The organism is Hyalangium minutum, from assembly GCF_000737315.1.
Taxonomy (GTDB): Bacteria; Myxococcota; Myxococcia; order Myxococcales; family Myxococcaceae; genus Hyalangium; species Hyalangium minutum.
Window position 1 is genome coordinate 422,868 of sequence record NZ_JMCB01000003.1, and the last position, 21,975, is coordinate 444,842.

21 protein-coding genes are annotated in these 21,975 nt (G+C 68.3%); 9 read left to right on the forward strand and 12 right to left on the reverse strand.

All coding sequences use genetic code 11. The features are described 5' to 3' along the window. Window positions 1-3: 3 nt before the first annotated feature. Entirely contained in the window at window positions 4-2,310 is a 2,307-nt protein-coding gene (locus tag DB31_RS08300) for a hypothetical protein (RefSeq protein ID WP_044184947.1), read from the reverse strand. Between the two features lie 43 nt (window positions 2,311-2,353). Here DB31_RS08300 and DB31_RS08305 point away from each other — a divergent pair, with 43 nt between their 5' ends. Then, window positions 2,354-3,085, forward strand: coding sequence for a CsgG/HfaB family protein (locus DB31_RS08305; RefSeq protein ID WP_157231876.1), 732 nt, complete (start codon window positions 2,354-2,356; stop codon window positions 3,083-3,085). A 7-nt stretch (window positions 3,086-3,092) separates the two neighbouring features. On the opposite strand, the gene DB31_RS08310 is transcribed toward DB31_RS08305, so the two are convergent. The 4 genes from DB31_RS08310 to DB31_RS48685 form a co-directional block, all read right to left on the reverse strand. After that, window positions 3,093-4,361, reverse strand: a complete 1,269-nt coding sequence (locus DB31_RS08310; protein WP_044184954.1) for a tetratricopeptide repeat protein — start codon at window positions 4,359-4,361, stop codon at window positions 3,093-3,095. Window positions 4,362-4,398: 37 nt separating this feature from the next. After that, window positions 4,399-5,886, reverse strand: a complete 1,488-nt coding sequence (locus DB31_RS08315) for a PKD domain-containing protein (RefSeq protein WP_044184957.1) — start codon at window positions 5,884-5,886, stop codon at window positions 4,399-4,401. A 10-nt stretch (window positions 5,887-5,896) separates the two neighbouring features. Next, window positions 5,897-6,976 (reverse strand): hypothetical protein, encoded by a 1,080-nt coding sequence (locus DB31_RS08320; RefSeq protein ID WP_044184960.1) that lies wholly within the window; start codon window positions 6,974-6,976, stop codon window positions 5,897-5,899. A 171-nt stretch (window positions 6,977-7,147) separates the two neighbouring features. Further along, window positions 7,148-7,381, reverse strand: a complete 234-nt coding sequence (locus DB31_RS48685) for a hypothetical protein (RefSeq protein ID WP_157231877.1) — start codon at window positions 7,379-7,381, stop codon at window positions 7,148-7,150. Between the two features lie 135 nt (window positions 7,382-7,516). Here DB31_RS48685 and DB31_RS08330 point away from each other — a divergent pair, with 135 nt between their 5' ends. Continuing rightward, entirely contained in the window at window positions 7,517-8,104 is a 588-nt protein-coding gene (locus DB31_RS08330) for a hypothetical protein (protein ID WP_044184966.1), read from the forward strand. 10 nt (window positions 8,105-8,114) lie between these two features. Here the strand turns inward: DB31_RS08330 and DB31_RS08335 are convergent, their stop codons facing one another. Beyond that, entirely contained in the window at window positions 8,115-9,044 is a 930-nt protein-coding gene (locus tag DB31_RS08335) for a LysR family transcriptional regulator (RefSeq protein WP_044184970.1), read from the reverse strand. Between the two features lie 57 nt (window positions 9,045-9,101). On the opposite strand from DB31_RS08335, the gene DB31_RS08340 reads away from it, so the two are divergent. Genes DB31_RS08340 through DB31_RS08350 form a run of 3 tightly spaced genes read left to right on the forward strand, consistent with a single transcriptional unit; the run spans window position 9,102 to window position 12,538 of the window. Continuing rightward, window positions 9,102-10,049, forward strand: a complete 948-nt coding sequence (locus tag DB31_RS08340) for an aldo/keto reductase (RefSeq protein WP_044184974.1) — start codon at window positions 9,102-9,104, stop codon at window positions 10,047-10,049. Between the two features lie 36 nt (window positions 10,050-10,085). Next, window positions 10,086-11,501, forward strand: coding sequence for an NADase-type glycan-binding domain-containing protein (locus DB31_RS44610; RefSeq protein ID WP_052419806.1), 1,416 nt, complete (start codon window positions 10,086-10,088; stop codon window positions 11,499-11,501). An 8-nt stretch (window positions 11,502-11,509) separates the two neighbouring features. Then, entirely contained in the window at window positions 11,510-12,538 is a 1,029-nt protein-coding gene (locus tag DB31_RS08350; protein WP_157231878.1) for a hypothetical protein, read from the forward strand. Window positions 12,539-12,551: 13 nt separating this feature from the next. Here the strand turns inward: DB31_RS08350 and DB31_RS08355 are convergent, their stop codons facing one another. Continuing rightward, window positions 12,552-15,143 carry a fused MFS/spermidine synthase gene (locus tag DB31_RS08355; RefSeq protein WP_044184979.1) on the reverse strand — a complete coding sequence of 864 codons (2,592 nt, stop codon included), beginning with the start codon at window positions 15,141-15,143 and terminating at the stop codon, window positions 12,552-12,554. A gap of 7 nt (window positions 15,144-15,150) precedes the next feature. Next, window positions 15,151-15,933 carry a class I SAM-dependent methyltransferase gene (locus tag DB31_RS08360; protein ID WP_052419807.1) on the reverse strand — a complete coding sequence of 261 codons (783 nt, stop codon included), beginning with the start codon at window positions 15,931-15,933 and terminating at the stop codon, window positions 15,151-15,153. 204 nt (window positions 15,934-16,137) lie between these two features. On the opposite strand from DB31_RS08360, the gene DB31_RS51195 reads away from it, so the two are divergent. Further along, window positions 16,138-16,260: a hypothetical protein gene (locus DB31_RS51195; RefSeq protein ID WP_276203611.1), complete on the forward strand. Its 123-nt coding sequence runs from the start codon at window positions 16,138-16,140 to the stop codon at window positions 16,258-16,260. 13 nt (window positions 16,261-16,273) lie between these two features. Then, entirely contained in the window at window positions 16,274-17,185 is a 912-nt protein-coding gene (locus tag DB31_RS08365; protein ID WP_052419808.1) for an MBL fold metallo-hydrolase, read from the forward strand. A 22-nt stretch (window positions 17,186-17,207) separates the two neighbouring features. On the opposite strand, the gene DB31_RS08370 is transcribed toward DB31_RS08365, so the two are convergent. Further along, window positions 17,208-19,376, reverse strand: a complete 2,169-nt coding sequence (locus DB31_RS08370; protein WP_044184982.1) for a sensor domain-containing diguanylate cyclase — start codon at window positions 19,374-19,376, stop codon at window positions 17,208-17,210. Next, entirely contained in the window at window positions 19,373-19,657 is a 285-nt protein-coding gene (locus DB31_RS08375; protein ID WP_044184985.1) for an FtsB family cell division protein, read from the reverse strand. Before DB31_RS08375 ends, DB31_RS08370 begins: the two co-directional genes overlap by 4 nt. A 125-nt stretch (window positions 19,658-19,782) precedes the next feature. Here DB31_RS08375 and DB31_RS08380 point away from each other — a divergent pair, with 125 nt between their 5' ends. Together DB31_RS08380 and DB31_RS08385 are read left to right on the forward strand one after the other, a co-directional pair. Continuing rightward, window positions 19,783-20,181 (forward strand): hypothetical protein, encoded by a 399-nt coding sequence (locus DB31_RS08380; RefSeq protein WP_044184989.1) that lies wholly within the window; start codon window positions 19,783-19,785, stop codon window positions 20,179-20,181. Next, on the forward strand, window positions 20,178-20,957 hold the full coding sequence (locus DB31_RS08385; RefSeq protein WP_240486590.1) for a hypothetical protein: 780 nt from the start codon (window positions 20,178-20,180) through the stop codon (window positions 20,955-20,957). The genes DB31_RS08380 and DB31_RS08385 overlap by 4 nt, the downstream gene beginning before the upstream one ends. A 3-nt stretch (window positions 20,958-20,960) precedes the next feature. Here DB31_RS08385 and DB31_RS08390 read toward each other — a convergent pair whose 3' ends face one another. Continuing rightward, entirely contained in the window at window positions 20,961-21,479 is a 519-nt protein-coding gene (locus DB31_RS08390) for a TlpA family protein disulfide reductase (protein ID WP_044184992.1), read from the reverse strand. Continuing rightward, window positions 21,476-21,898 (reverse strand): Fur family transcriptional regulator, encoded by a 423-nt coding sequence (locus DB31_RS08395; protein ID WP_083968138.1) that lies wholly within the window; start codon window positions 21,896-21,898, stop codon window positions 21,476-21,478. The genes DB31_RS08390 and DB31_RS08395 overlap by 4 nt, the downstream gene beginning before the upstream one ends. Between the last annotated feature and the right edge of the window lie 77 nt (window positions 21,899-21,975).

Here is a 21,975-nt window from a genome sequence, read left to right on the forward strand (position 1 = left end):
CCCTCAGCGCCGGCGCCAGCTGAGCAGCCGCGCCGCCGCCACCGTGCCGAACACGAGCACCGTGAAGGCCGCCGTGTACCCGAGGAAGACGATCCACCCCGTTGTCGTCCCCGGGATGCCCACCGAGGGGCTGAGATCCTGGAACTGCGCTCCCGAGAAGAAGCCACACGCCAGGCTCACCGGCAGGAAGACGAACACCAGCAAGCCCACCATCCGGTCGAACTGGTCCCGCTTGTACTGGTCCAGCTCCGAGGCCTGATCCCTCATCGCCGCCACGGTCTCCTGCATGCCGTGGAGCGAGTGCCACGCCAGGTAGCGCGCGTTGAGATCCGGATCCTCGCCGATACGTGAGTGCCACAGCGAGTTGGTGAACAGCATCACGTCCGAGCGCACGCTGCGCGCCGGCCGCAGGCTCTGCCAACGCGAGGTGCGGTAGCGCTGCTCCACCTCGGCCATCCTCCGGCTGATCTCGAAGGCCGAGTAGCGCTGTCCGGTGGTGAGCAGGAACAGGAGGAAGTCCTGATCGCACCGCAGCGGCGCGCCCTCCTCCGCCTCGAGCAGAATCTCCACCCGGGCCCCTCCCGTGGGGGTGAGCCAGTGCTCCGTCTCTCCAGCCGCGTCCTTCAGCACCCGGCGGCTCTCCGCCGCGGCCTCCGAGGGCAGCCGCTCCAGCGTGGGCGCCGTCCCCGAGGCCAGCGCGTGAAAGAGTCCCTGCATGGAGCGCGAGTCATCCAGCATGGACGAGCGGCCTCGGGAGATCCGGTAGGCGCCGTAGACGAGCCACCGCTCCGGGCCCAGCGGCTCGAGCGAGGGCCTCAGCTCCTTCAGGGGTGTCAGCTCCCAGAGTGCCCGCCCCTCGGCGAGCGCCGCCTGTTCCTGGGCGAGCGCGTACAGCGAGATCTCCTCCTTCCGAGGCTGCTCGATCCACACCACGACGAGCTGGTTCGGGTAGACGGAGACGTGCACGGTCTGCCCTTCGGAGGGCTGCTCGTAGTGCGCCACATCCGCCTCCGAGGAGCTCCCGAGGAAGGACTGGGTGACGGCCGGGTGGAAGGTTCCCGCCTGCTCCGAGAAGTCACGGCGGCGGAAGCCTCGTGCCAGGAGTTCGGTGTGCGGCATTCCGCCCTTCCACAGGAAGGGCCGGGCAAAGACGGTGTGGGCCCGGAGGATGGGGACGTTGCGGCCCACGTTGTACCGACTCCAGAGCGCCTCCCACAGCGATCGGCGTGTCAGGCGTGTGCCCGCATACGGTGGGGCTACCAGCGTGGCTCGGCTCGTGGAGCTCGTGTAGCCATCCGTGTACCAGGGATCGGAGTAGTCGTTGGGCTGGTGCTCGAAGCGCTTGGGCCCTCGCGCCCGAGGGCCACCCTTCGGCAGCTGATCTCCCTCCAGCGTGTCCAGCCACTCGGCGAGGCCTGCCAGAGTGCCTGCGCGCTCGGGGGCCAGCGAGAGGGTGTGCCGGTAATAGGCCGTCTCCACGTGGGGGGCGTGGACGGCCATGAAGTCGAAGCCCTGCCCATAGTGTGTGTACTCCGTGTCGGAGCGGGCCAGGAGCTTGAGGACGGTGACGTCCTGGAACGACGAGAGGAAGAGTGCATCCACCCGGCGCACCGGGGCGTCCTTGGCCTCGGCCAGGGGGATGTCCAGCTGCACCCGCTGCGCGCGCGACAGCTCCGCCTTGTACAGCAGGCCGTCCGCCTTCAGGCGCCGGGTGACCGGCGGAGGCACGAGGGACTCCGGGAGCCTCGTCAGCTCGGAGCGATCACGCACCACCGCCATCGCGGCGGCCAGCAGCTCGAGCACCGGACGGGCCGGCCGGCCCAGCTGCGAGGGCCAGAGGCGCAGCGCCGCGTAGAACACCGGCCCCAACGCCCGTTCGTACTCTCCGGCCAGCTCGGTCTGGCCCTGCTCCCACGCGCTGATGTACTCGCTGAAGGCCTCGGCGCCCTCGGGGAACTGGCCGTGGAGGATCCGGTAGATGGCGAGCAGCGCCGCCGTGGTCGCATCGAGGGTCGCCTCGTGGATGCGCAGCCGGATGGGCCCGGAGGAGCCCTCGGCGGCGAAGGCATCCAGCTCCGCTCCGGCCATCAGCACCGCGCCCGTGGACGCGTGCATCCCGCGACGCACCCACTGCGGCAGCTTCCACGACAGCATGCGCGGATGGGCAGGCAAGGACTCGCTTCGGGCGCCCACGCTGATGAACAGCTCTCTCGGGCCGGGCTCGGCCCCGGGGGCGGGTTTCTCGGTGCTCCACTCGACCTGATCTTCTCGGGACAGCAGCTCAACGCTCTGCCGGAACCTGGCATCCATCGGGTTGCAGCATACAGGTGCCTCCGTGCCAGAATCCTGATTCGTGCGTTCCTTTTCTTCGCTTCCGGTGCGTTTTCTGTGTCTGTTCCTCGGGCTGCTGGCACTGCCCGCCCCCGCCGCCGAGCAGCCCACCGTCGCGGTCCTCTACTTCGGCTACGGCGGGAAGACGCCGGAGCTGGAGGTGCTCCGCAAGGGGCTGGCCCAGATGCTGATCTCGGATCTGTCGGGCTTCGGGACGGTGAAGCTGGTGGAGCGGGAGCGGCTCCAGGAGATTCTGGACGAGCTGGAGCTGGGCCAGTCCTCCAAGTTCGATGCGGACACCGTGGCCAAGCTCGGCAAGCTGCTGGGCGCCCAGTATTTGGTGATGGGCGACTACTTCGATCTGCTGAACAGCCTCCGCGTGGATGCCCGAGTCATCGAGGTGAAGACGGGCCAGATTCTCCGCTCTCTGGGAGCCCGGGGCAGCGCGGAAGACTTCTTCACGCTCGAACAGAAGCTGTCGCAGGACATCAACAAGGTGCTCGAGGAGCTCGTCGCCAAGGCCACCGCTCCGTCCAAGGAGCCCGCTCCCGGGCCCTCTGGCGGTTCCCATGGGTCCACGCCCTCTCGCATGGCGCGGCGGCTCACCACGAAGACGGCGCTGCGCTATTCCAAAGCCCTGGACGCGAAGGATCGCAAGGACGTGGAGACCGCGAAGAAGGAGCTGAAGGCGGTGCTCGAGGAGCAGCCGGACTTCGTGCTCGCCTCCGCGGATCTGGCCCGCCTGATGAAGTGAGTCCGCCCTACTTGCAGAAGAACTCGGCCTGACGGGATCCCTTCTGCCGGGCGCGGCACCACGCGGCCTTGGCGCGATCCCGATCCGCCACGGTCTCCTCCTGCTTTCCAGCGGACTGGGAGGCCTGAGCCCTCGCGGCGTAGGCATGCCCCAGGAAGAGGGAGACCTCCGGGATCTCCGGGGCCAGCTCCGTCGCGCGCTCCAGGAACTGCACGGCCTCCTCCACGCGCTGCTTCTGCAGGGCGAGGAGCCCCAGGTTGAAGCGCGGCTTCCAGAACCGGGCGTCCAGCTCCGCGGCCCGCTGGTAGTGCTCCGCGCTCTCCAGCCAGTCATTGGCGAGCGCCGCCATCCTCCCGGCGAGGTTCTCGGCCGCCGCGAAGTCCTTGCACTCGAGCGCCGCGCTCATGGCCGCGGCATCCGGGTGGCCCGTCAGGAAGCTCGCCTTGGCCACGAAGAAGGAACCCTCCGGGCCCCAGCGCTGGCTCTGGGCACGAAGCGTCTCGAGGGCTGCGTTGGCCTCCTGGGGACGTGACGCCTCGGGGAGCTGATCCGAGAGCTTGGGCACCACGGCCACCAGGGCCTCGACCGCGGAGGCATCCTTTTCCTTGCAGGCGGCCGGGACTGGAGGCTCGCCGCTCTCCGTCACGAGCACGTCCAGCTGCTTCCGGAGCTGAGCGGCTCTCTCGGAGGCATGGAGCGAGAAGAGCCCCAGCGCCACGACGAGGATCGCGAGGAGCGCTCCACCCACGAGCGCCAGCCGCCGGTTGTTGGCAGGGCTGGCCTTCGGGGGAGCCGCCGTGGAAGCCACCGGCTCGGAGGGGGCGGCGGGCACGGGGCTCTCGGGCTCCTGGGCGTAGCGCTCCTTATACCAGGACAGGATCGCGACCAGGGAGTTGAGGGCCGTGAGCGCATCCTCGAGGCCCACCTTCACACCGGCCTCGTGGAGGCCGCCCGCGTGATCGTGCGAGCTGAGGTTCCCCCAGGCCTGCACCGTGCCCATGTGCGCCAGGATGTTGGTGGGAATGACGCTGGCGTGGGCCTGCTGCCGGAACTTGGAGAGCAGCTCGTCCAGCATCGCCTTGCCCGGCGTGTGCTTGAGCTCGGTGGTGGCCAGCGAGCGGAGGATCATCTCCACCACCAGCCGCGCGTTCTGCAGCGCCCCCTTGTAGTCCTGGTGCCGGGCCCGGGTGGTGAGCGCCGTGAGATCGTCGCGGGCCCTCCCGAAGTACGGCGTGAGCTGCTCGATGCGCTTGAGCAGTGGCTCCAGCTCGGTCATCAGTCTCCTCGTGGGAGCACCCTACCACCGCCCTCGCCTACTTCGAGCCCGGCTTGGGCGGAGCGTTCGGCTTGCGATCGTCCTTCGTGCCGGGGGTGGCGGTGGGGCCCTCGGGCGGAGGCCCGGGATCCTTGGCCCGGGGATCGCGCTTGTCCTCGGGCTGCGCCTGGGCCTGCTGGGCCTTGTACTGCGCATTGAGCTCCGCGAACTTCCCCTGGCGCTCCAGGGCCCACAGATCCTCGTCCGTCACATAGGGCCGGTTGAGGATCTTCCGCGCCGCGAGGATCTTCGCCTTCAGCAGCGGGTCCGCCACCGGGTTGTTGTTCTCCTTGGTGGGCTTGGCCGGCGGGCGCATCACCGAGAACGCGCCCCGCGCGGGCCGGCCCTCGGAGTCCTTGCCCTCCACGTAGTACTCCAGGGAGAAGACGTCCGGATCCTTATGAGTGTCGAGCTTCACGTCGAACTCGATGCCCTTACCCGGCGGGACGATGCTGGTGCCCAGCAGCGACGAGGGATCCACCACCTGCTCCGGGGACGGCGCTGTGGGGGCCATCAGGTGCCGGAATCTCACCGTGTTGTGGACGAACACGGGCCGGTCCTGCGTGTGGAACATCCGGACCTTCTGCCGCACCACCCCATCGCTGCCCAGCTCCGGGAAGCGCGGCGTGAGCTGCACCAGCAGCGTCACCACGCCCTTGGTGGCCAGATCCTCGTAGGCCGGGTTGAGCAACTGCAGCGAGGTGCGCCCCACCACCGGCTCTTCCCCGCTGCTGCCATGCACCTTCACCTGGATCAGGAGGTTCGAGTACATCGCCTCCTGCTTGCGGCCCTCGTAGCTGTGGGTGACGTGCGGCACGTCCGTGGTGATCGTCTCCCCGTCCCCGAAGGTCCACTCGTACGAGCGTGGCTTGAACGGCACCACTGAGACGTTCCCGGGCGGAGGGTTCTCCACGAGCTTCACGTCGAAGTCGTACTCGCCCCAGGTGTTTGCCCGGAGGTTGAAGGTGATCAGCGCCATGCGCGGGGGCTTGCACGGCTTCACCGTGAAGGTAGGCACCTCCACCCGCGTGGTGACGTTGTCCTTGCCGAAGACCAGCACCTCCAGCTTCGGCTGCTCGCCGTCATCCGCGATCCACGAGCGTACCGGTGCCCGCTGCCCCTGCCGCCCACCGATCGTGTAGTGCAGGAAGGCATCCGATCCATCCGGGGTGTGGGCCCGGACAGTGATCAGGTTCTCCTCGCCCTCGCACACCTCGGGCTTCTCCACGGTGATCTCGTCGATCACCGGAGCGGCCGGGTCCGCCTTCGCCTCGGCGGGCGGAGGCGGTGCCTCGGGGGCGGTGGGCTCGGGCTTCGGAGCAGGAGCCGGGGGGGCCTCCGCCACCTTCGGACCGGGCATGGCCGGCGGCGGCGGAGTGGCCACGGCGGGAGGGGTGTCCCCCGGCCAGAGCCAGACAACCAGCGCCACCACCACGCACGCCCCGACCGCGGCGATTCCCGCCTTCCGTCTCCTGCTCTCGCTCACTGCTCCGTCCTTAGAACCAGCACCCGTAAACGTTGCCGCCGGAGTTCCACTGGATCGTGTTGGTGGTGTCGTACGCCCACACGCTCACGCCTGTGCCGGTGTACGGGTGGCCGCTCCAGCCACCGAGCCGATCCGGGCTGATGGACCGCGACACCGTGGCCCCATTGTTGGAGATGTTGTTCCAGACGTTGGCGTCGTCCGTGTCGCACCGGCCCGCGGCCATACAGTTGCGCACTTGGCGGCCCGCGTCGTCACAGATGTTCTCGAAGCAGGTGATGGTGGAGCCCACGCTGGACCAGAAGCCCAGGCCCGTGTTGCACTCGTTCTGCACCGAGTTGTAGAGCGAGTTGCCCGCCGTCTGCAGCTTGCCGTGATCGTACGTGTACGCGTCGACCACGCCGAGGCCCGCCTTGTACTGCGCGTGGGCGAGCATCGTGGAGCACACCATGCCGTTGTTCCAGCCGGCGCCGCCATAGTTCACCGACTCGAGGTCGCGGTACTGATAGAGCACGTAGTTCAGCGGCGCGCCGTTGGGGCCCAGGTAGCGCTGCAGCGTCACGCCGCCGTTCTGCTTGGACGTGGCCGCCACCGTCGGCATGGAGCTGAGGAGCCAGTTGGAGACGCTCTCCCCGTTGGTGTTGTAGCCCGCGGAGTTGCGGCTGCGCTGATAGCCGAGGTACTGGAGGCTGCCACTGCCGCCGTAGAGGTACTGATAGATGGCGCCCTGGTTGATGCGGCCCGCGCCCGGATAGCCCGAGGTCAGCTCGCCGGCCTTCAGCGGCGTGCTGCAGTAGGTAGGCCAGCCGTTGGTGCCCGGCGTGTACATCGTCTCGTGCGTCACATCGCCGCCGGGGCCGTGAGAGAACATCGAGTGCGTCCGGTACTCGCCTACCGCATCCAGCACCGCGGCCACTGGGCCACCGCCACCGCCACGGCTGAGCACGAGCGCGCCGTTGGGGGCGCTCCAGCCAGCGGCGGTGCTGCCGCACGCGGCGTCGCCGGTACCAGAGGAGCCAGCGAAGGCAACAGGCGCGGTCATCGCAGCAGCCACGAGGGCCGCGTTGCGGAAGGTCTTCACTGCATTCGACATAGGGTCTTCCTTCACGGGACAGGGGAAAGCCGGGCACTGGAAGAAAATCGAAGAACACGGATTGTGTCCCCTCTGAAGACTCCCTGGCAAGGAGGCGCTCAGCGCCGCGTTGAGTCAACCTGTCCCCTCTGTCCGTTATCACGGACGCTTGTCTGTGTTTCATCCAACCAGTCATGGTGAGACATGATCCAAGAGCACGCGCCGCAAGGCTTCAGCCTGCCGCCGCCGCTCGGGATCTGTGTCTCGGAGTGCTTTCTCTGTATGACTTAGCGCGCGCCCCGGTGCTGTCTTTGCCAGTGCCATGGCCATGAGCAGATGCACCTGCGGATGTTCGGGATGAGCCTCCAGCAGCGGTGCAAGAATCTGCTCAGCTTGCGCATCCTCCTGGTGCTCCAGGTGGAGCATGGCGCGCTCCAACTCCCGGTAAACGTCTGTTTCCACAGGCGATCCTTTCGCTCCGCGCCTCGCGGTGTACGGGACGAAGCAACTTTAGGCCTACATTTTACGACAATTTAAGAAAGCCATCCCCCAGAGCCCACCATGATCTCTCGCACGGAACGCGTCGCCCCCCGTCTCCCGCTGGCCTCTACCCCTGAGGTGAGCACCCCGAACCGGCCCACGGTGGCCGAGGCTCCCAAGCCCTTCGCGCGTGACACGTTCGAGGGCGCATCCGCGGTGCAGCGCACGGCGCAGGTGGCCGCGGCGCCCGCCGGGGATCACGGCAAGCTGATGAGCGAGTACCTCACGGGCGCGCGTCCTCCTCCGGCGGACTTCAAGCAGGTGATGGGCTACGAGCCCTACCAGATCCAGACGAAGCACGGGCCTCGGATGCAGGATCCGTTCGGTGATGCCTCGGCGCCTGGGAAGATCGGCCCGGACAAGGAGTTCGACCCGGCGGCCAAGACGCACGACTACGGGTACGATCTGCTCCGGTACTACGCGAAGAAGGGCACGCCGCTGGCGCCCGAGGCGCGCAAGGCCGCCGATGCGCAGTTCCGCAAGGACCTGTTCGACTACGCCAACGATCAGAAGGGCTTCGGGGACAAGTGGAAGTTCAAGACGTGGGCACAGATCTACGCCACGGCGGTGGAGCTGAACTCGCTCCGCCAGGGCTACGGGCCTCCGTGATCGGACGGCGTTACGCCTGACGCGAGCGGGGCACCACCTCGCTCGCGATGTGCGCGATCTGATCGCGGACGAAGCGGCAAGCCTCGTCGTCATCCACGGCCGCCGGCCAGAGCAGCTCCATGGGCGCGCCGAGGAGACCGAACGGGAGCGTCGCGGTCTTCAAGTGCGGACGCACAGTGCGGAGCTGCTGCGCCACGAGCGCCGGCACCGTCGCCAGGAGCGCCGAGCCGTCGATGAGCGCGCCGAGGTTGGCGAAGCTCGACACGGAGCAGCGGACGCGCCGCGACTTCTGGAGCACGTCCTCGACGACGCCCCGGAGATCTCCGTTGTACGAGACGACCACGTGCTCGTGGCCGAAGTAAACGTCCTCGGTGAGGGTGCGCTTGAGCCGGGCGTGCCGGGGATCGAAGAGGCAGACGAAGCCGCCCCAGAAGAGCTCTTGGCGGTGGATGCTGCCGGGGAGCTCGTCGGCGACGGTGATCGCCGCATCGATGGAGCCGGACGTGAGCGTGGCGGCGACGTTGCGGAACTGCACGGGGATCGAGATCACCCTCATGCGTGGCGCTTCTCTCTCGAGCACCCGCAGCAGCGCGGGGAGCAGCCACAGCTCGGCGGCATCCGAGAGCCCCAGGCGGAGCGTGCGCTCGCTCGTCCGAGGATCGAATGTGGGCGGCTCGAGCGCCGCGTCCACGAGGGCCTGCAGGTGCGGACGGATGCTCGCCAGCAGCCGCTCGCCTCGGGCGGTGAGCGTGAGCCCCCTGCCCTGCCGGACGAAGAGCGGCGCGCCGACAGCGGTGTTCAACCGGCGCAGCGCCGCGCTGACCGCGGGTTGGGTGAGGTAGAGCCGCGCGGCGGCCTGGGTGACGCTCCTGTTCTCCGCGACGACGGCGAACACTCGAAGCAGGTTGAGATCGAGGTTTCGCCCATAAATCTCAGGCATGTGTGAAATCCATCCTATTCACTGGTTTCATGCGAAGGCCCTGCGTACCTTGAAGCCATGACAAGAGCAATCTCACTGGGCTGCATGGGCATGTCGGGCATGTACGGGGACTCCGACGAGAACGAGAGCATCGCCACGATCCACGCCGCGCTGGATCGAGGTGTCACGCTGCTGGACACCGGCGACTTCTACGGAATGGGGCACAACGAGCTGCTGATTGGCCGCGCGCTGAAGGACCGCAAGGGCAAGGCGCAGCTCTCCGTGAAGTTCGGCGCGCTGCGTGGGCCGGAGGGCTCGTTCATTGGCTTCGACGCGCGCCCCGCTTCCGTGAAGACCTTCCTCTCCTACAGCCTGGTCCGGCTGGGAGTGGACCACATCGACATCTACCGCCCAGCGCGGCTGGATCCCACGGTGCCCATCGAGGACACGATCGGTGCGATCGCGGACCTGGTGAAGGCCGGCTACGTGCGCAAGATTGGACTCTCCGAGGTGGGACCGGAGACGATCCGCCGGGCCAACGCGGTCCACCCCATCGTGGATCTGCAAATCGAGTACTCGATCATCAGCCGAGGCCCCGAGGAGAAGATCTTCCCGCTCCTGAAGGAGCTCGGCATCGCCGTGACGGCTTATGGCGTGCTGGCGCGAGGGCTGCTCACCGGCGTGAAGCCGACGGGCCCGGGGGACTTCCGCGCACACATGCCGCGCTTCAGCGGCGAGAACCTGGAGCGAAACCAGCCGCTGATCGATGCGCTGGCGCGGATCGCCGCGGAGAAGGGCGTGAAGCCGGCCCAGCTCGCCATCGCCTGGGCGCTCGCGAAGGGCGAGAACATCATCCCGGTGATCGGCGCTCGCAAGCGCAGCCAGCTCGAGGACGCGCTCGGGGCGCTCGAGATCAAGCTGTCTCCCGACGAACTCGCCCACCTCGAGAAGGCAGTGCCCGCCTCGGCGGTGGCGGGCACGCGCTACCAGGCGCAGCAGATGGCGCACCTGGACAGCGAGCGCTAGTGTGAGGCCTCTTCCAGCCACGCAGAGGTCCCTCGCATGCGGTCCCTTCTTCTCACCCTCCTCCTGCCGGGCGTCGCAGCCGCGGGCGAGTTCCATCGCCTCTACGCGGAGGAGGCCTCGGCCAGCAGCTTCCTCAAGAGCAACTGGAACAAGTACGAGGAGAACTACCACCCGAGCTACGTGCTCGATGACGATCCGAAGACGGCCTGGGTCGAGGGTGCCGAGGGCGACGGGATCGGCGAGTCGCTGACGATCCCCGTGTCGGATCTCCGCTCGGCGCGAGCCATTCGCCTGGTCATCTTCAATGGCTACCAGAAGTCTTCCAACCTCCTGAGCGCCAACGCCGCCGCCAAGCAGCTCACCGTCACCGTGGCGGGGCCCGGCGGCCAGCCGTCCGCGAAGAAGCAGCTCACCCTGGAGCGGAAGATGGGGCCTCAGTCCTTCGACATCCCCGTCACGGCGGGTGTTGCCGAGGTGGTGCTCACCCTCGACAGTGTCCACCCCGGCTCGAAGTACCGCGACACCTGCATCTCCGATGTGCAGGTGTTCGTGGACAGCGACGTGCCCTACAACCCCACCGTCGAGAAGGGCAAGCGGGAGCGCATGCTCCAGTGGAAGAAGGGCCGCGTGGCCACGGCGAAGTACTTCGCCTCCCTTCCGAAGACTTACCCCTACGCCTCCACGCAGTTCGAGCGGAAGTGGGAGAACGAGTTCCTCTCGAGTCGCTTCTCCAAGGTCGAGGACAAGGACGACGACGGAGAGTACGAAACGAAGGTGCTCTCGGAGGAATACGTTCCGCTCCTGAAGCAGGTCCAGCAAGGGAAGATCCAGGGGCCCCTGTCCGCGGAGGAGCAGGCGCTGTTGAAGGAGCTCGAGGCGCTCTCGCGAGCGGGTCCCCCCAAGACTGGGAAGTGGTACTCGGTGGTCAAGCAGAAGCCCACCGTCCAGCCCGAGGGCCTTTATTTCTCCCGGTTGCTCGAGCCCCTGCTCCACCCGGCGGACATGACGCTCTTCGAAGCCCAGGGACAGGGCTCACTCACGCCGGAACCGGTCCCGGGCATGGAGTACGCCTCGGGCTCCGAGGAGGAGGTCCTCTCCAACTTGCTGCTGCTCGAGGGCTCGGCCACGGACCCGAAGAAGGTGTTCTTCACCTACAAGCAGATCGTCAGCGAGCGCACCACGAGCACCACCACCCTGCAAGGCGTGGCCCTCATTTCGGAGGGGAAGCTCCAGCGGCTGGTGACCTTTGAAACGTCCCAGCATGAGATCGGTGAGGGCACGAGCGAGGAAGTGGCCGTCAGTGTGCTGGTCCCTACTTACACCGGGGGCAAGGTGTCGAAGCTGGTGACCACCCGCCTCGAGGATGCCGAGCCCGTGTATGACATCTCGGAGGACACCCCCGGCGTCGAGCTGAAGGTGACGACACTGGTGCCTCCCCTCTCCGGTTCATGAGGATCGCGGTGCTTTGGGCGCTGCTGCTCCCAGCGGCAGCGGGAGCCGAGCCGCCCTGGAACTTCGGCGCGTTCATGGATCCGGTGCGCATGCCCGCCACCTCGGCGGAGACGTGCGAGCCGTGCCACACCGAGCAGTACGCCGCGTGGAGCCAGTCGCGCCACCGGCACAGCATGGGCAACGCCATCTTCCTGGATGGCTTCGCCGCAGAGCCCCATGCCCGCTGCGTCTACTGCCACGCGCCGCTCGAGTCCCAGGCGAAGGCGGTGCTCCGGTGGCGCCCCAAGGTGGTGCGCGAGCGCAGCCTGGCCTCGGTGCCCGAGGCCTCTCTGGCGCACGAGGGCATCACCTGTGTGACGTGCCACGTCCGTGACGGCGTGGTGATGTCGCCCAACGCTGGAGCCTCTTCGGACGCCCACCCTGTGCGGTTCGAGCCGAAGCTGCGGGAGGCCTCCTTCTGCTCGAACTGCCACGAGTTCATGGGGCACGACCTCGTGAACGGCAAGACCGTGCTCACGGATGAGAAGATGCAGACGACCTGGAGCGAGTGGCTCGCGTGGCGCGCCCAGGGCGGCGAGGGCTCGTGCCAGGACTGTCACATGCCGGGCAAGTCGCACGCGTTCCGGGGGGCGTATGATCGAGACTACCTGCGTGGCGCGCTGTCTCTAAGCGTGGAGCGGGTGCAGGGAAAGCTCGTCGCGGTGGTCGCGTCTCGCGGGGTCGGACACGCGTTCCCTACGGGCGACGTGTTCCGCCACCTCATGTTGTGGGCCGATGACACGCTGGTGGCGCGCTTCGGGCAGACCTTCAAGCTCCAGACGACGGCCAGTGGCGAGCTCGGGCTGCGCCGGACCGGGAACACCAGCCTCCAGCCCTTCGAGCCCGCGCGGGTGGCTCTCCCCGCAGGGACGCGGCGGGTCCGGGTCACGTACCACTTCGCCGATGACCGGCACGAGCAGCGTGGAACCGTCCCCTTGGATGACCTCATCGTCGAGCTGGCTGCCCTGGATGTGCCCGCGGCTCCCGAGATGCAGTGAGGCCCTGGCCTCCTCAGGGGGCACGTTCCGTGGGACGCAGGCAGTCCAGCTCCAGCTCCCGCAGGAAGGTCAGGAAGGTGTTGTCTCCCACCGCCGCGCGAGCCTGCTCGACAGAGGCTCGCGCCGCCTCCCAGTCCCTGTCCATCTTGAAGCGCGTGGACTCCAACACGTGCTGGTTCGCCTCGCGCTCTCGGGCCAGGCGCTGGGCCTCCAGACCCTCGGCCGGCGCCAGCCGCGCGCCCAGGGGCTCTCCCACCGCGAGCAGCTCCTCTGGGTGGAAGGGCCGGTCCGAGTTGAAGAGGAAGTACTCCACCCGAGGGTGGTCATCCGTCATCGCCGGGTAGCCCTGAGCGTAGCGGCGCAGGGCCTCCGTGCCCGCCACGTAGGTGCCCAGCAGGCCGTAGGGGCTGGTGAAGCCCACGTCCGCCAGCGAGCGCTCCACGGAAGGCTTGGCCCACTCTTGCTGCCAGCGCGCCCAGTCCACCGTGAGCGGCCGATCCGAGGCCACGAGGATCGCCTCGTAGTCGGAGGGAATCCACAACGTCACCTCGGAGAAGGCCTCCAGCAGCGAGGTGATCATCCCCCGCGTGAGGTTGTCCGGCTGCTGCTCCAAGGGGATCCACTGGGAGAGGATTCCGCCGGGCGCCAGCCGCTGCTTCACCAGCCGGTAGAACTCGGTGGTGTAGAGGTTCACCACGCCGGCCGAGCGCGGTGGCGGCGGCTCGAAGGAGATGACGTCGAACTGGCGGCCCGCGGCGGCGAGCAGGAAGTGGCGCCCGTCATTGAAGACGACGTGGGTGCGGGGATCCTGGGCCACGTGGTGGTTGTGCTCGGCGAAGTGGGGCGCGGCCAGGAGCACATCCGGGTTGGTGTCCACGATGGTGAGCGAGCGCAGCTCGGGATAGCTGGCGAACGAGCCCGCGGTGCTGCCGGTGCCGAAGCACACCTGGAGCACCTCTCGGGGGCCGGAGTGCAGCAGCATGGGCAGGTGGGCCAGCGTGGCCATGTAGCGCTTCCGGGGCAGCACCGTGTTGGCGTAGCTCACCGAGCCGAAGAGGAGCTGCTGGTGGCGGAAGGATCGCTCGCGGCAGCCCGGCCCGCAGGCGTAGCGCCCCGAGTCACAAACGGTCTGGTTGTCGTACTCGAGCACCGCGAGCGAGCCGTCGATGCCCTCCTTGACGAAGAGGACGCGAGAGTCCACGTGCTCGGCGAAGCCGCGCACCAGGAGATCGCGAGGCACCAGGAGCACGCCCACCGCAAGCAACACCGCACCGGCCCACATGCTCCGCCGGGCCCGGGGCTGGGCGCTGGCATCCAGCGCCTGGACGCCCAGGGCCAGGGCCATGTTGAGCGCGCAGACGAGGACGAAGCTCCACTGAGTTCCGATGGTGGGGACGAGCACGAAGCCCATCAGCAGCGAGCCCACGATGCCGCCCAGGGTGTTGACCGAGTACAGCAGGCCCACGTTGCTGGCAGCGGAGGCCACGTGCCTCGTGGTGAGTTGCACCACGAGCGGGAAGATGATGCCGATCAGCGAGGCGGGAATGAGGATGACGAGGGCCGCGTGGAGCAACATGCCCACGTAGGGTGCCTGGGGCCCCCAGCCGCTGAGCTGCGTGGTGAGGAGCCTCTCCACGGGCCGGGACAGGCCCAGCAGCGCCATGGAGATCAGCCCGGTGAAGGCCAGCAGGGACTCCACGGCAACGAACAGCTCCAATTCCCTCCCCCGCCCCGCCAGCCGCAGCGAGTACAGGAGCCCGCCGAGCACCAGTCCCAGCAGGAACGTGACGAGCAGGATGGTGAAGGCATAGGTCGAGGAGTCCAGCACCGTGGAGAGGACCCTGAACCAGAGCACCTCATAGGAGATGGAGCCGAACCCGCAGAGCGCGAACGCGGCCACGAGCAACTGGCTCTTCGTCCGGTTGAAGGTGGACGGAGACTCCGCAGCCGCGGCGGTGATGGTGGCGGCGGGCAGGGTCTGGGCGGGGAGCCGGGAGTGAAGCACCGCCACGACGACACCGATGAGCCCATTGAGCACCGCGGCAATGACGGCGGTGCGCCACAGCCCCACGGCTCCGATCAAATAGAAGCCCGCCACGCCACAGCCGAGCACCGCGCCCAGCGTGTTGAGCGCATAGAGGACGCCGAAGGAGCGGCCCAGGCCCTCCAGCTCGCGGGCGATGAAGCGCGTGAGGACGGGCAGCGTGCCGCCCATGGCGAAGGTGGGCGGCAGCACGGCCAGGAACGAGAGCACCCCGCGCACCGGCAGCGGCCCTCCGCCCGCGAGCCCCACGGCATCCAGCAGCTCTGGCAGCCGCGAGAGCACCCAGGTGACGCCCAACGCGAGCACGGCGGTGGCGCCCTCCAGCAGGCCATAGACGAGCAGTGGCCGCTGGAGCCGATCCGCGAGCCGGCCGATCCACAGGCTGCCCAGGACGAGCCCCGCGAGGAACGAGGACACCACGAGGCTCACGGCGAACGTGGTGTGTCCCACGACGAGGGTCAGGTAGCGGACCCAGATGACCTCGAAGACGAGGCCGCTCATTCCCGAGGCCACGAACAGCAGGCCCACCACGGCGAACAGTTTGGAGGAGACGCGGCTCACGTGGCCCCTACCCTACCTCGGCTGGACCGATCCGTCCCCAGTCGACATCCGTATGGCGGGAGCTGGGCTCTGGCTTGAGCCCCAGCTTCTTCAAGTCATCCGAGTACCGGGCCCCCTTGACGACCACCCAGCGCCGGGTGACGCGCCGGGCCTCCTGGAGTGCCTCGGGGGTCAGCGGAGCATGGTCGGCGAAGCGGCGAAGCACGTCGAAGCCCGGCTGCGCCTTGCGAGGCTTGGCGAACATCGGATCGAAGACCACGACATCAAAGGAGCGGGCGGGGAGCGTGCGCAGGTACGCGTGCGCGTCCGCGTGCACCACGTCGATGTGGCACGAGTCCGGCCCCAGCTCGTAGCGCTTCAGTCCCTCCGCCGCGAGGGCCGCCAGCGGAAGGCTCTTCTCCACTCCCACCACCCGCCCCTGAGGACCGACGGCCAGCGAGGCCACGAGCGCGTCCTGCGCCAGCCCCAGCGTGCAGTCGAGCACCGCGTCACCTTTGCGCAGCTCCGTCACGCGGACGAAGGTGTCCGGCTCGCCCGTGGCCAGCCGGAGCCTGCGAAGGTGGGCCATGCCTCCGTGGAAGCCGTGGTGGCCCTCGCGATCCCACAGCGTCACGCCGTCATGGCCGAAGATGAGCAGGGCGTCCGCGCGCTCCTCGAGCCACTCGGAGATGCCCTCCTTGGGGTGGCGCATGAAGAGCGGCACGCCCCACTGCCGCGAGGCGGCCTCGGCCTGGGCCCGCAGCTGGGGCTTGGGCCGGGCGCTGGTGGTGACGGCGAGTGGGACACGCAAGGGAACGGCAGGGTCCGTTGAAGTCACCACCCCAGGCAATCAGGAAATGGCCCCGTGGGATCCGCAGGAGCCTCACGCGGCAGGCGGGGCTGTTTGTGCTCTGGTGGACGCTGCCGTCCAGGGGGGCTTCCGGAAAAACAGGAGAGGAATGAATGTCAGAGTGTTCCGGTATTTAGAGTCTGAACACCGGAGAGGAGGTCCCCCGTGAAGCCCCAGTCCACCCCCGCAGCGCGTCGCAGCCCGGGCTCGCACCGCTCGATCTTCCAGATGCTCCTGGTGGCTGTGGCTTTTCTGTCCTGCCTCGTTCCCAGCGAGCGCACGAACTGAGGGATCCGCCGCGGTGCGTCGAGCGCAGGCGCTCGGCTATGTTCCCGGCACGATGAAGACCACCTATCTGGGGACGGCCACCCTCTTGCTGGAACTGGCGGGCTTGAGGCTCCTCACGGATCCCGCGTTTGATCCAGCGGGGACCGCGTACAACTTCGGTCCCTGGTACGCGCCGCGCTCCTGGTTCTCGTCGGAGAAGGGATACCGGACGCCGATCGGGCGTGGCGAGCTGGGGAAGGTCGATGCGGTTCTCCTGAGCCACGACCACCACGCGGACAACTTGGATCACGAGGGCCGCCAGCTGCTCACCGAGAGCTCCGTCTCTCGGATCATCACGACGCGAGCGGGGGCGGCCCGGCTCTCGAAGGAGGCGCCATCGGGCCGTCGCAGTGCCCCCGGTGAAGGCTTGGGCGTCGGTGGGAAGACGCAGGGCCTGGCATGGGGAGAGTCCACGCGGCTTGCGAATGGCGCCGATGGGCTCAAGCTCACGGCCACACCCGCGAGGCACGGCCCGTGGGGGACGCCGCAAGTCCATGAGGTGATCGGGCTGCTCCTCGAGCCCGAGGCTGCTTCCGAGCCGACCGTGTGGATCTCCGGCGACACGGTGATGTTCCCGGAACTTCGGCGGTTCCTGACCCAGCAGCGGCAAAGCAGCCGGCGGGTCGACGTGGCCATCATCCACTGTGGCGGTGTGAGCTTCCCGAAGGTTCCCGTCCTTGGGCGCTCGCGGTTCACCTTTGATGCGCAGCAGGTGATCGAGGTCTGCCGCCTGCTCGATCCGCGCGTGGTGATCCCCGTGCACCGCAGTGGGTGGACCCACTTCCGGGAGTCCGAGGATCAGCTGCGCGACACGCTGACGGGGGCCGGGTTCGCCGATCGCTGCCGGTTCCTCGGCTTGGGCGAGAGCACCGCCCTCACCTCCTGAGCAGCGCCGGGCGGCCTCTTCCCTACCCCGCCTCGGCGATCTGGAGCTTCTTCCCGTTGCTCTGCATCTGCGCCACCGTGACCGACTGGTTACGGCCGTGGCGCTTGGCGTAGTAGAGGCACTGGTCGGCCAGATCGATGAGGTGCTGCTTCTCGTAGCCGTAGTCCGGCCCGGAGGCGATGCCCAGCGACAGTGTCACCTTCAGCGGTCCCATCTCCGTCTGGAAGACCTCGGCCTTGATGGCCTCGCGGATGCGCTCGGCGATGACCTGAGCGCCCTTGGCGTCCGTCTCCGGCATGATGATGGCGAACTCCTCGCCGCCGTAGCGGGCGACGATGTCCGTGTCGCGCGCCTTGTCGCGGAGGATCTTCGCCACGCCGCGCAGCACCGCGTCGCCCGTGGGGTGGCCGTAGGTATCGTTGACGCTCTTGAAGTGGTCGATGTCCGTGAGGATGAGCGACACCTTGCGCTGGTAGCGCTTGGACTGCGCCAGGTACTCGTCCGCCTTGCTCTGGAACGTCCGGTGGTTGAGCAGCCCAGTGAGGCCGTCCGTGGTGGCCATGCGCTCCATCTGCTCGAAGAGCTGGGCGCGCAGCACCGCCTGGGCGGCCTGGATCGCCACCACCTCGAGCATCCGCAGCACGTCCTGATCCAGCGCCTTCTTGCGCGAGCCCGCCACCAGCGTGCCGAGGATCCGATCGCCCGCCGTGAGCGGGAAGATCTTCAGCGCGCCGAGGCCGCGGATCTGCGTCTCCTCGTCGAAGATGACCTGTCGATCCATGGCCTTGATGTCGCGGCCCGGCAGCGGCGCGCCGTAGCGCACCACATTGGCCACCAGCCCGTTGTTGTCCGCGAACGCGCGGCCCTCGAGCGCCTTGCCCGTGGCGGTGACACCCGTCATGCGCGCCACCTTGTGCACCCGCTTGCCCTCGACTTCGCTCACCAGCGTCACCGCGCAGAAGTCCAGGCTGCCCAGCTGCCGCGCGCTCTCGAGCACCGCGATGAACACCTGCTCCGGGCTGCCCGCGCGGTTCAGCTCCTCGATGGCGCGGAAGAACCGGTCCTTCTCATCGCGGCTCTTGCGGATGTACGTCATTACCCGCTCGACCTCGATGGAGCGCAGCACCTCGCCTGCGATGGTGGTCAGCAGCCGCTCGTCCTGATCGGAGAACGGCTCGTGCGTGACGCGATCGGCCACCAGCACGCCGCGCACCAGGCCGCTGGCCTCCAGGATGGGCACCGCGAGCACCGCGTTCACCTGGGGGCCGCTGCCATCGTAGTAGGTGATGCCCTTGAGCCCGTGCGGCGAGTTCATCCGCACCGGGGCCTGGCGCTTGAGCACCCCGCCGATGATGCCCTCGCCGGCGTTGAAGCGCTCGCGCTGGATGCGCTCGGAGGTGGAGCGGCAGTCGTAGAGCTTGAGGCTGCGGTCATCCGAGGCCAGCAGGAAGGCCGCGCAGGTGTGGGTGCGCAGGGCCGTCTCGGCCACTTCCAGCGCCGCGCCCACCGCGCCCTCGATCTCCTTCACCGAGGCGACCAGCCACTTCTCGTCCTGGTTCATCCCCGAGAAGCTGTCCTGGGTGCCCGAGCTGACGAGGCGGAAGGTGCGCGCGCGCTCCTCCACCTCCTTGATGCGCTTCTGGACAGCGTCGTTCTCGGCGCGGCGGGCGGCCATGATCCGCGCGGCGAGCACCGAGTGGTACAGGCCCGCGAAGAGCGTCAGGAAGAGCGCGTGCATGGCGAACCCGGCCCAGTCGCCGCCCTTTCGTGCGCCCAGGGTGACGAGCCCGTCGAACACGAGCGCCGCGCCCAGCAGCGTCAGGCCGGCGTTGCGCGGCAGGAAGGCCACCAGGAAGGCCATGAGCAGGTAGACCAGCGGGAAGAGCACCCCGCCGCCGATGGAGACCACGACGAAGGCGGCGGCGATGAGGCCTCCGCCCAGTTCCAGGTCATCGCGCAGCTCCACGGGAGCACCGAGGGCGCTGCGCCGGAACCGCCGCAAGCCGGACGCGCCCAGTCCCACGAGGAGGAAGAGGACGAGCAAGGCCTCGGTCCACCCCAGGCGGCTCAGGCCGCGGAAGCCATCGCGCGCCAGATGCACGAAGGTCAGGAGAATCGACGCCGCGGGCAGCGAGCGCACCGCGTGGCGGACGACCTTGGGCATCAACGGGATGGACGAGAGGGCGTTCATGGCTCCTCCTCCAGGTGGAAGACGATCTCACCCGGCTTGACGAAGCCGAGCTCTTCACGGACGGCGCGCTCGAGGGCGGCGGGGTCCTTGCGCAGCGCGCTAATCTCGCGCCGGAGGGCCTCGTTCTGGTCGGAGAGCGCGCGGTTGCGCTCCTGAAGCGACTCCACGTCCTGCCGCAGCGACAGGTAGCGCCGGAAGCCCCGGGCATCGGCCACGGAGGCCAGGGACAGCACCCCCGCGAGCACCGCCGCCACCGCCAGGAACTTTCGCCGCGCTGTCATGAGCCCATGGAAGGTACCAGCGGTTCGAGTGCGGGCAAGAAAACTGCTCCAGACCTGTAGCACCCCCTCTTTCGGAGAACCCACGCTGCCTGGAAGAATGCCGGGACACTGAAGGAAGGCTCGAAATGAGTGGCTCCAGTGGAGAGGTCGTCAGCCAGGTGCTGATGGCGGTGGCGAAGGTGAAGATCGGGCGGATCGTGCTGTGGATCCTGGCCACGTTGCTGGGGCTCATGGCGCTCGCGACCTGGGGGACCAAGGTGGCGGCGCCCCCGCTGTTCTTGTCTGTGATCCTCGCGGTGTTCGCGCTGATCGGAGCGTGGAAGGAGCGCAGGGAGAAGCGCTCCAGCGGCATCCTGGGGCTGCTGCCTCGGGTGGCATTGGCGGCGGCCGGGTTGGGCATTGTCGCGCTGCTGTTCTGGCTGAGGAGCCGGAAGCGCCCAGCGGAGGCCTTGCCTCCCCCACCCTCTCCTGCGGAAATCGACCAGCTGGCCAGCGTCGAGCGCGAAGGCGAGCGTGCGGCATGAGCACGGAGCTCGCGAAGACCGAGGAGCCCCTCTCCCCGTCGCTGTCCAAGCGGGAGCAGCTGGTGAAGGTGGCCCGGGCTGGGCTGAAGACCCTCGTGGGGGTGGTGCCCTCGCTGGTGGGGGCAGGCCTGTGGGGCGCGGTGAAGGGGGCGGTGATCTTTGGAACGGTGGGAGTGACGGTGGCGGTAGGCTACCTGCTGCTGCCGCGCTGGCTGCAGGGTGTGGAGATCCCCCTGTGGCTGAGCATCCTGAGCGGAGTGCTGCCGCCCGTGGCGCTGGGATTGGCGGGGGGCTACGCGCTCATGCTGCAGTCCGTGACTTCGAAGCTGGCGCAGCAGACACAGGAGCGCGGGCTGGTGGGCTACCTATACGCCATCATCAAGCCGGTGGCGGTGCAGGCGGCACGGCGGCTGCGGGGCACAGGGGCAGTGTCGAGGGCCGACCTTACCCGTGTCATTGATGACTCTCTGGCCGAGCGCCTCCGGGAGGCGGCCTCGGCCAGCGATCAGGAACCGGCCTCGCGCGCGGAGCGGCTTGAGCGCTTCCTGATGGAGCACTCCCGGCGCGTCCTGGGGCTGGTCGCCCTGCGCACGGCGCTGACGGCGCCGGATGTGCCCACGGCGGTGAAGAACCTGGAGACGCTGGGGATCGATCGGCTGGCGGAGGCCCTGGCGGAGACGCTGGAGGACCTCTTCTTCTTCCAGATGATCGTGTCACTCGGCGCGGGCGTGCTGGCGTCGGCCATTCCCCCGCTGCTCATCTTGTTCCTGTACTGAGCCTCAGCGCTTCAGCGCCTTCTCGATGGCCTTGGCCAGGTCCTCGTGCCCGGCCACGCCCTGCCACGCGGCCACCGCGCGGCCCTGGCGATCCAGGATGAACGAGGTGGGAAGCGCGATGATCGGTCCGAACGCGCTCTGTCCCGAGATGATGCGCTCATCCGCTATCAGCAGCGGGTAGCGCAGCTCGTAGTGGTCCGCGAAGGGGCTCAACACCCTCGCCCCTTCCAGATCCATCCCCACGGCTACCACCTGGAGACCCTGCGACCCGTAGTCCCGCTGCAGCGCCTCCAGCGTCGGCATCTCCGCCACGCACGGGAAGCACCACGTGGCCATGAAGTTCACCAGCACCACGCGTCCGGACAGGTCCGCCGCCGCGGCTCGCTGAGGCCCCAGCGCAGGAAGCGCCAGCGCTCCCAGAAACCCAGCTCCGGGAGCCTCGACGGGCTCAGGGCCACTCTTGCACGCGGTCAGCCCCAGCAGCAGGGCGCACGCCAGGGCGCGGCCAACGAGCACGCTCATGCCTCGGTCTTGCGCTCAGAGGCAGTGCGCTGGCAGTCCTTGCACAGGCCGTACAGCTCCATCTTGTGCGACGTCACGATGAAGCCGTGCTTGCGCGCCACCGCGTCCTGCATCGCCTCGATGCGATCGTTCTCGAACTCGACGATCTGCCCGCAGCGCGTGCAGATGAGGTGATCATGGTGCTCGCGTCCCGCGGCCGCCTCGTACCGCGTCTGCCCGTCGCCAAAGTTGCGCGCGTGCGCCAGCCCGCAGTCATTCAGCAGCTTCATCGTCCGGTACACGGTGGCCACCGAGACCTTGGTGTCCTGCTCGCGGACCTTGCTCCAGAGCTCCTCGACGGACAGGTGCCCGCCCACCGAGAAGAAGGTGTCGATGATGAGGCTGCGCTGGCGTGTGCTCTTCAGCCCGTGCTGCGCCATGTAGCGGTTGAGGACCGCATCCTTCGACTCCTTGTTCACAGGTAACGCGCCTCCCTCGAGCAGGGGAACTTCCACCA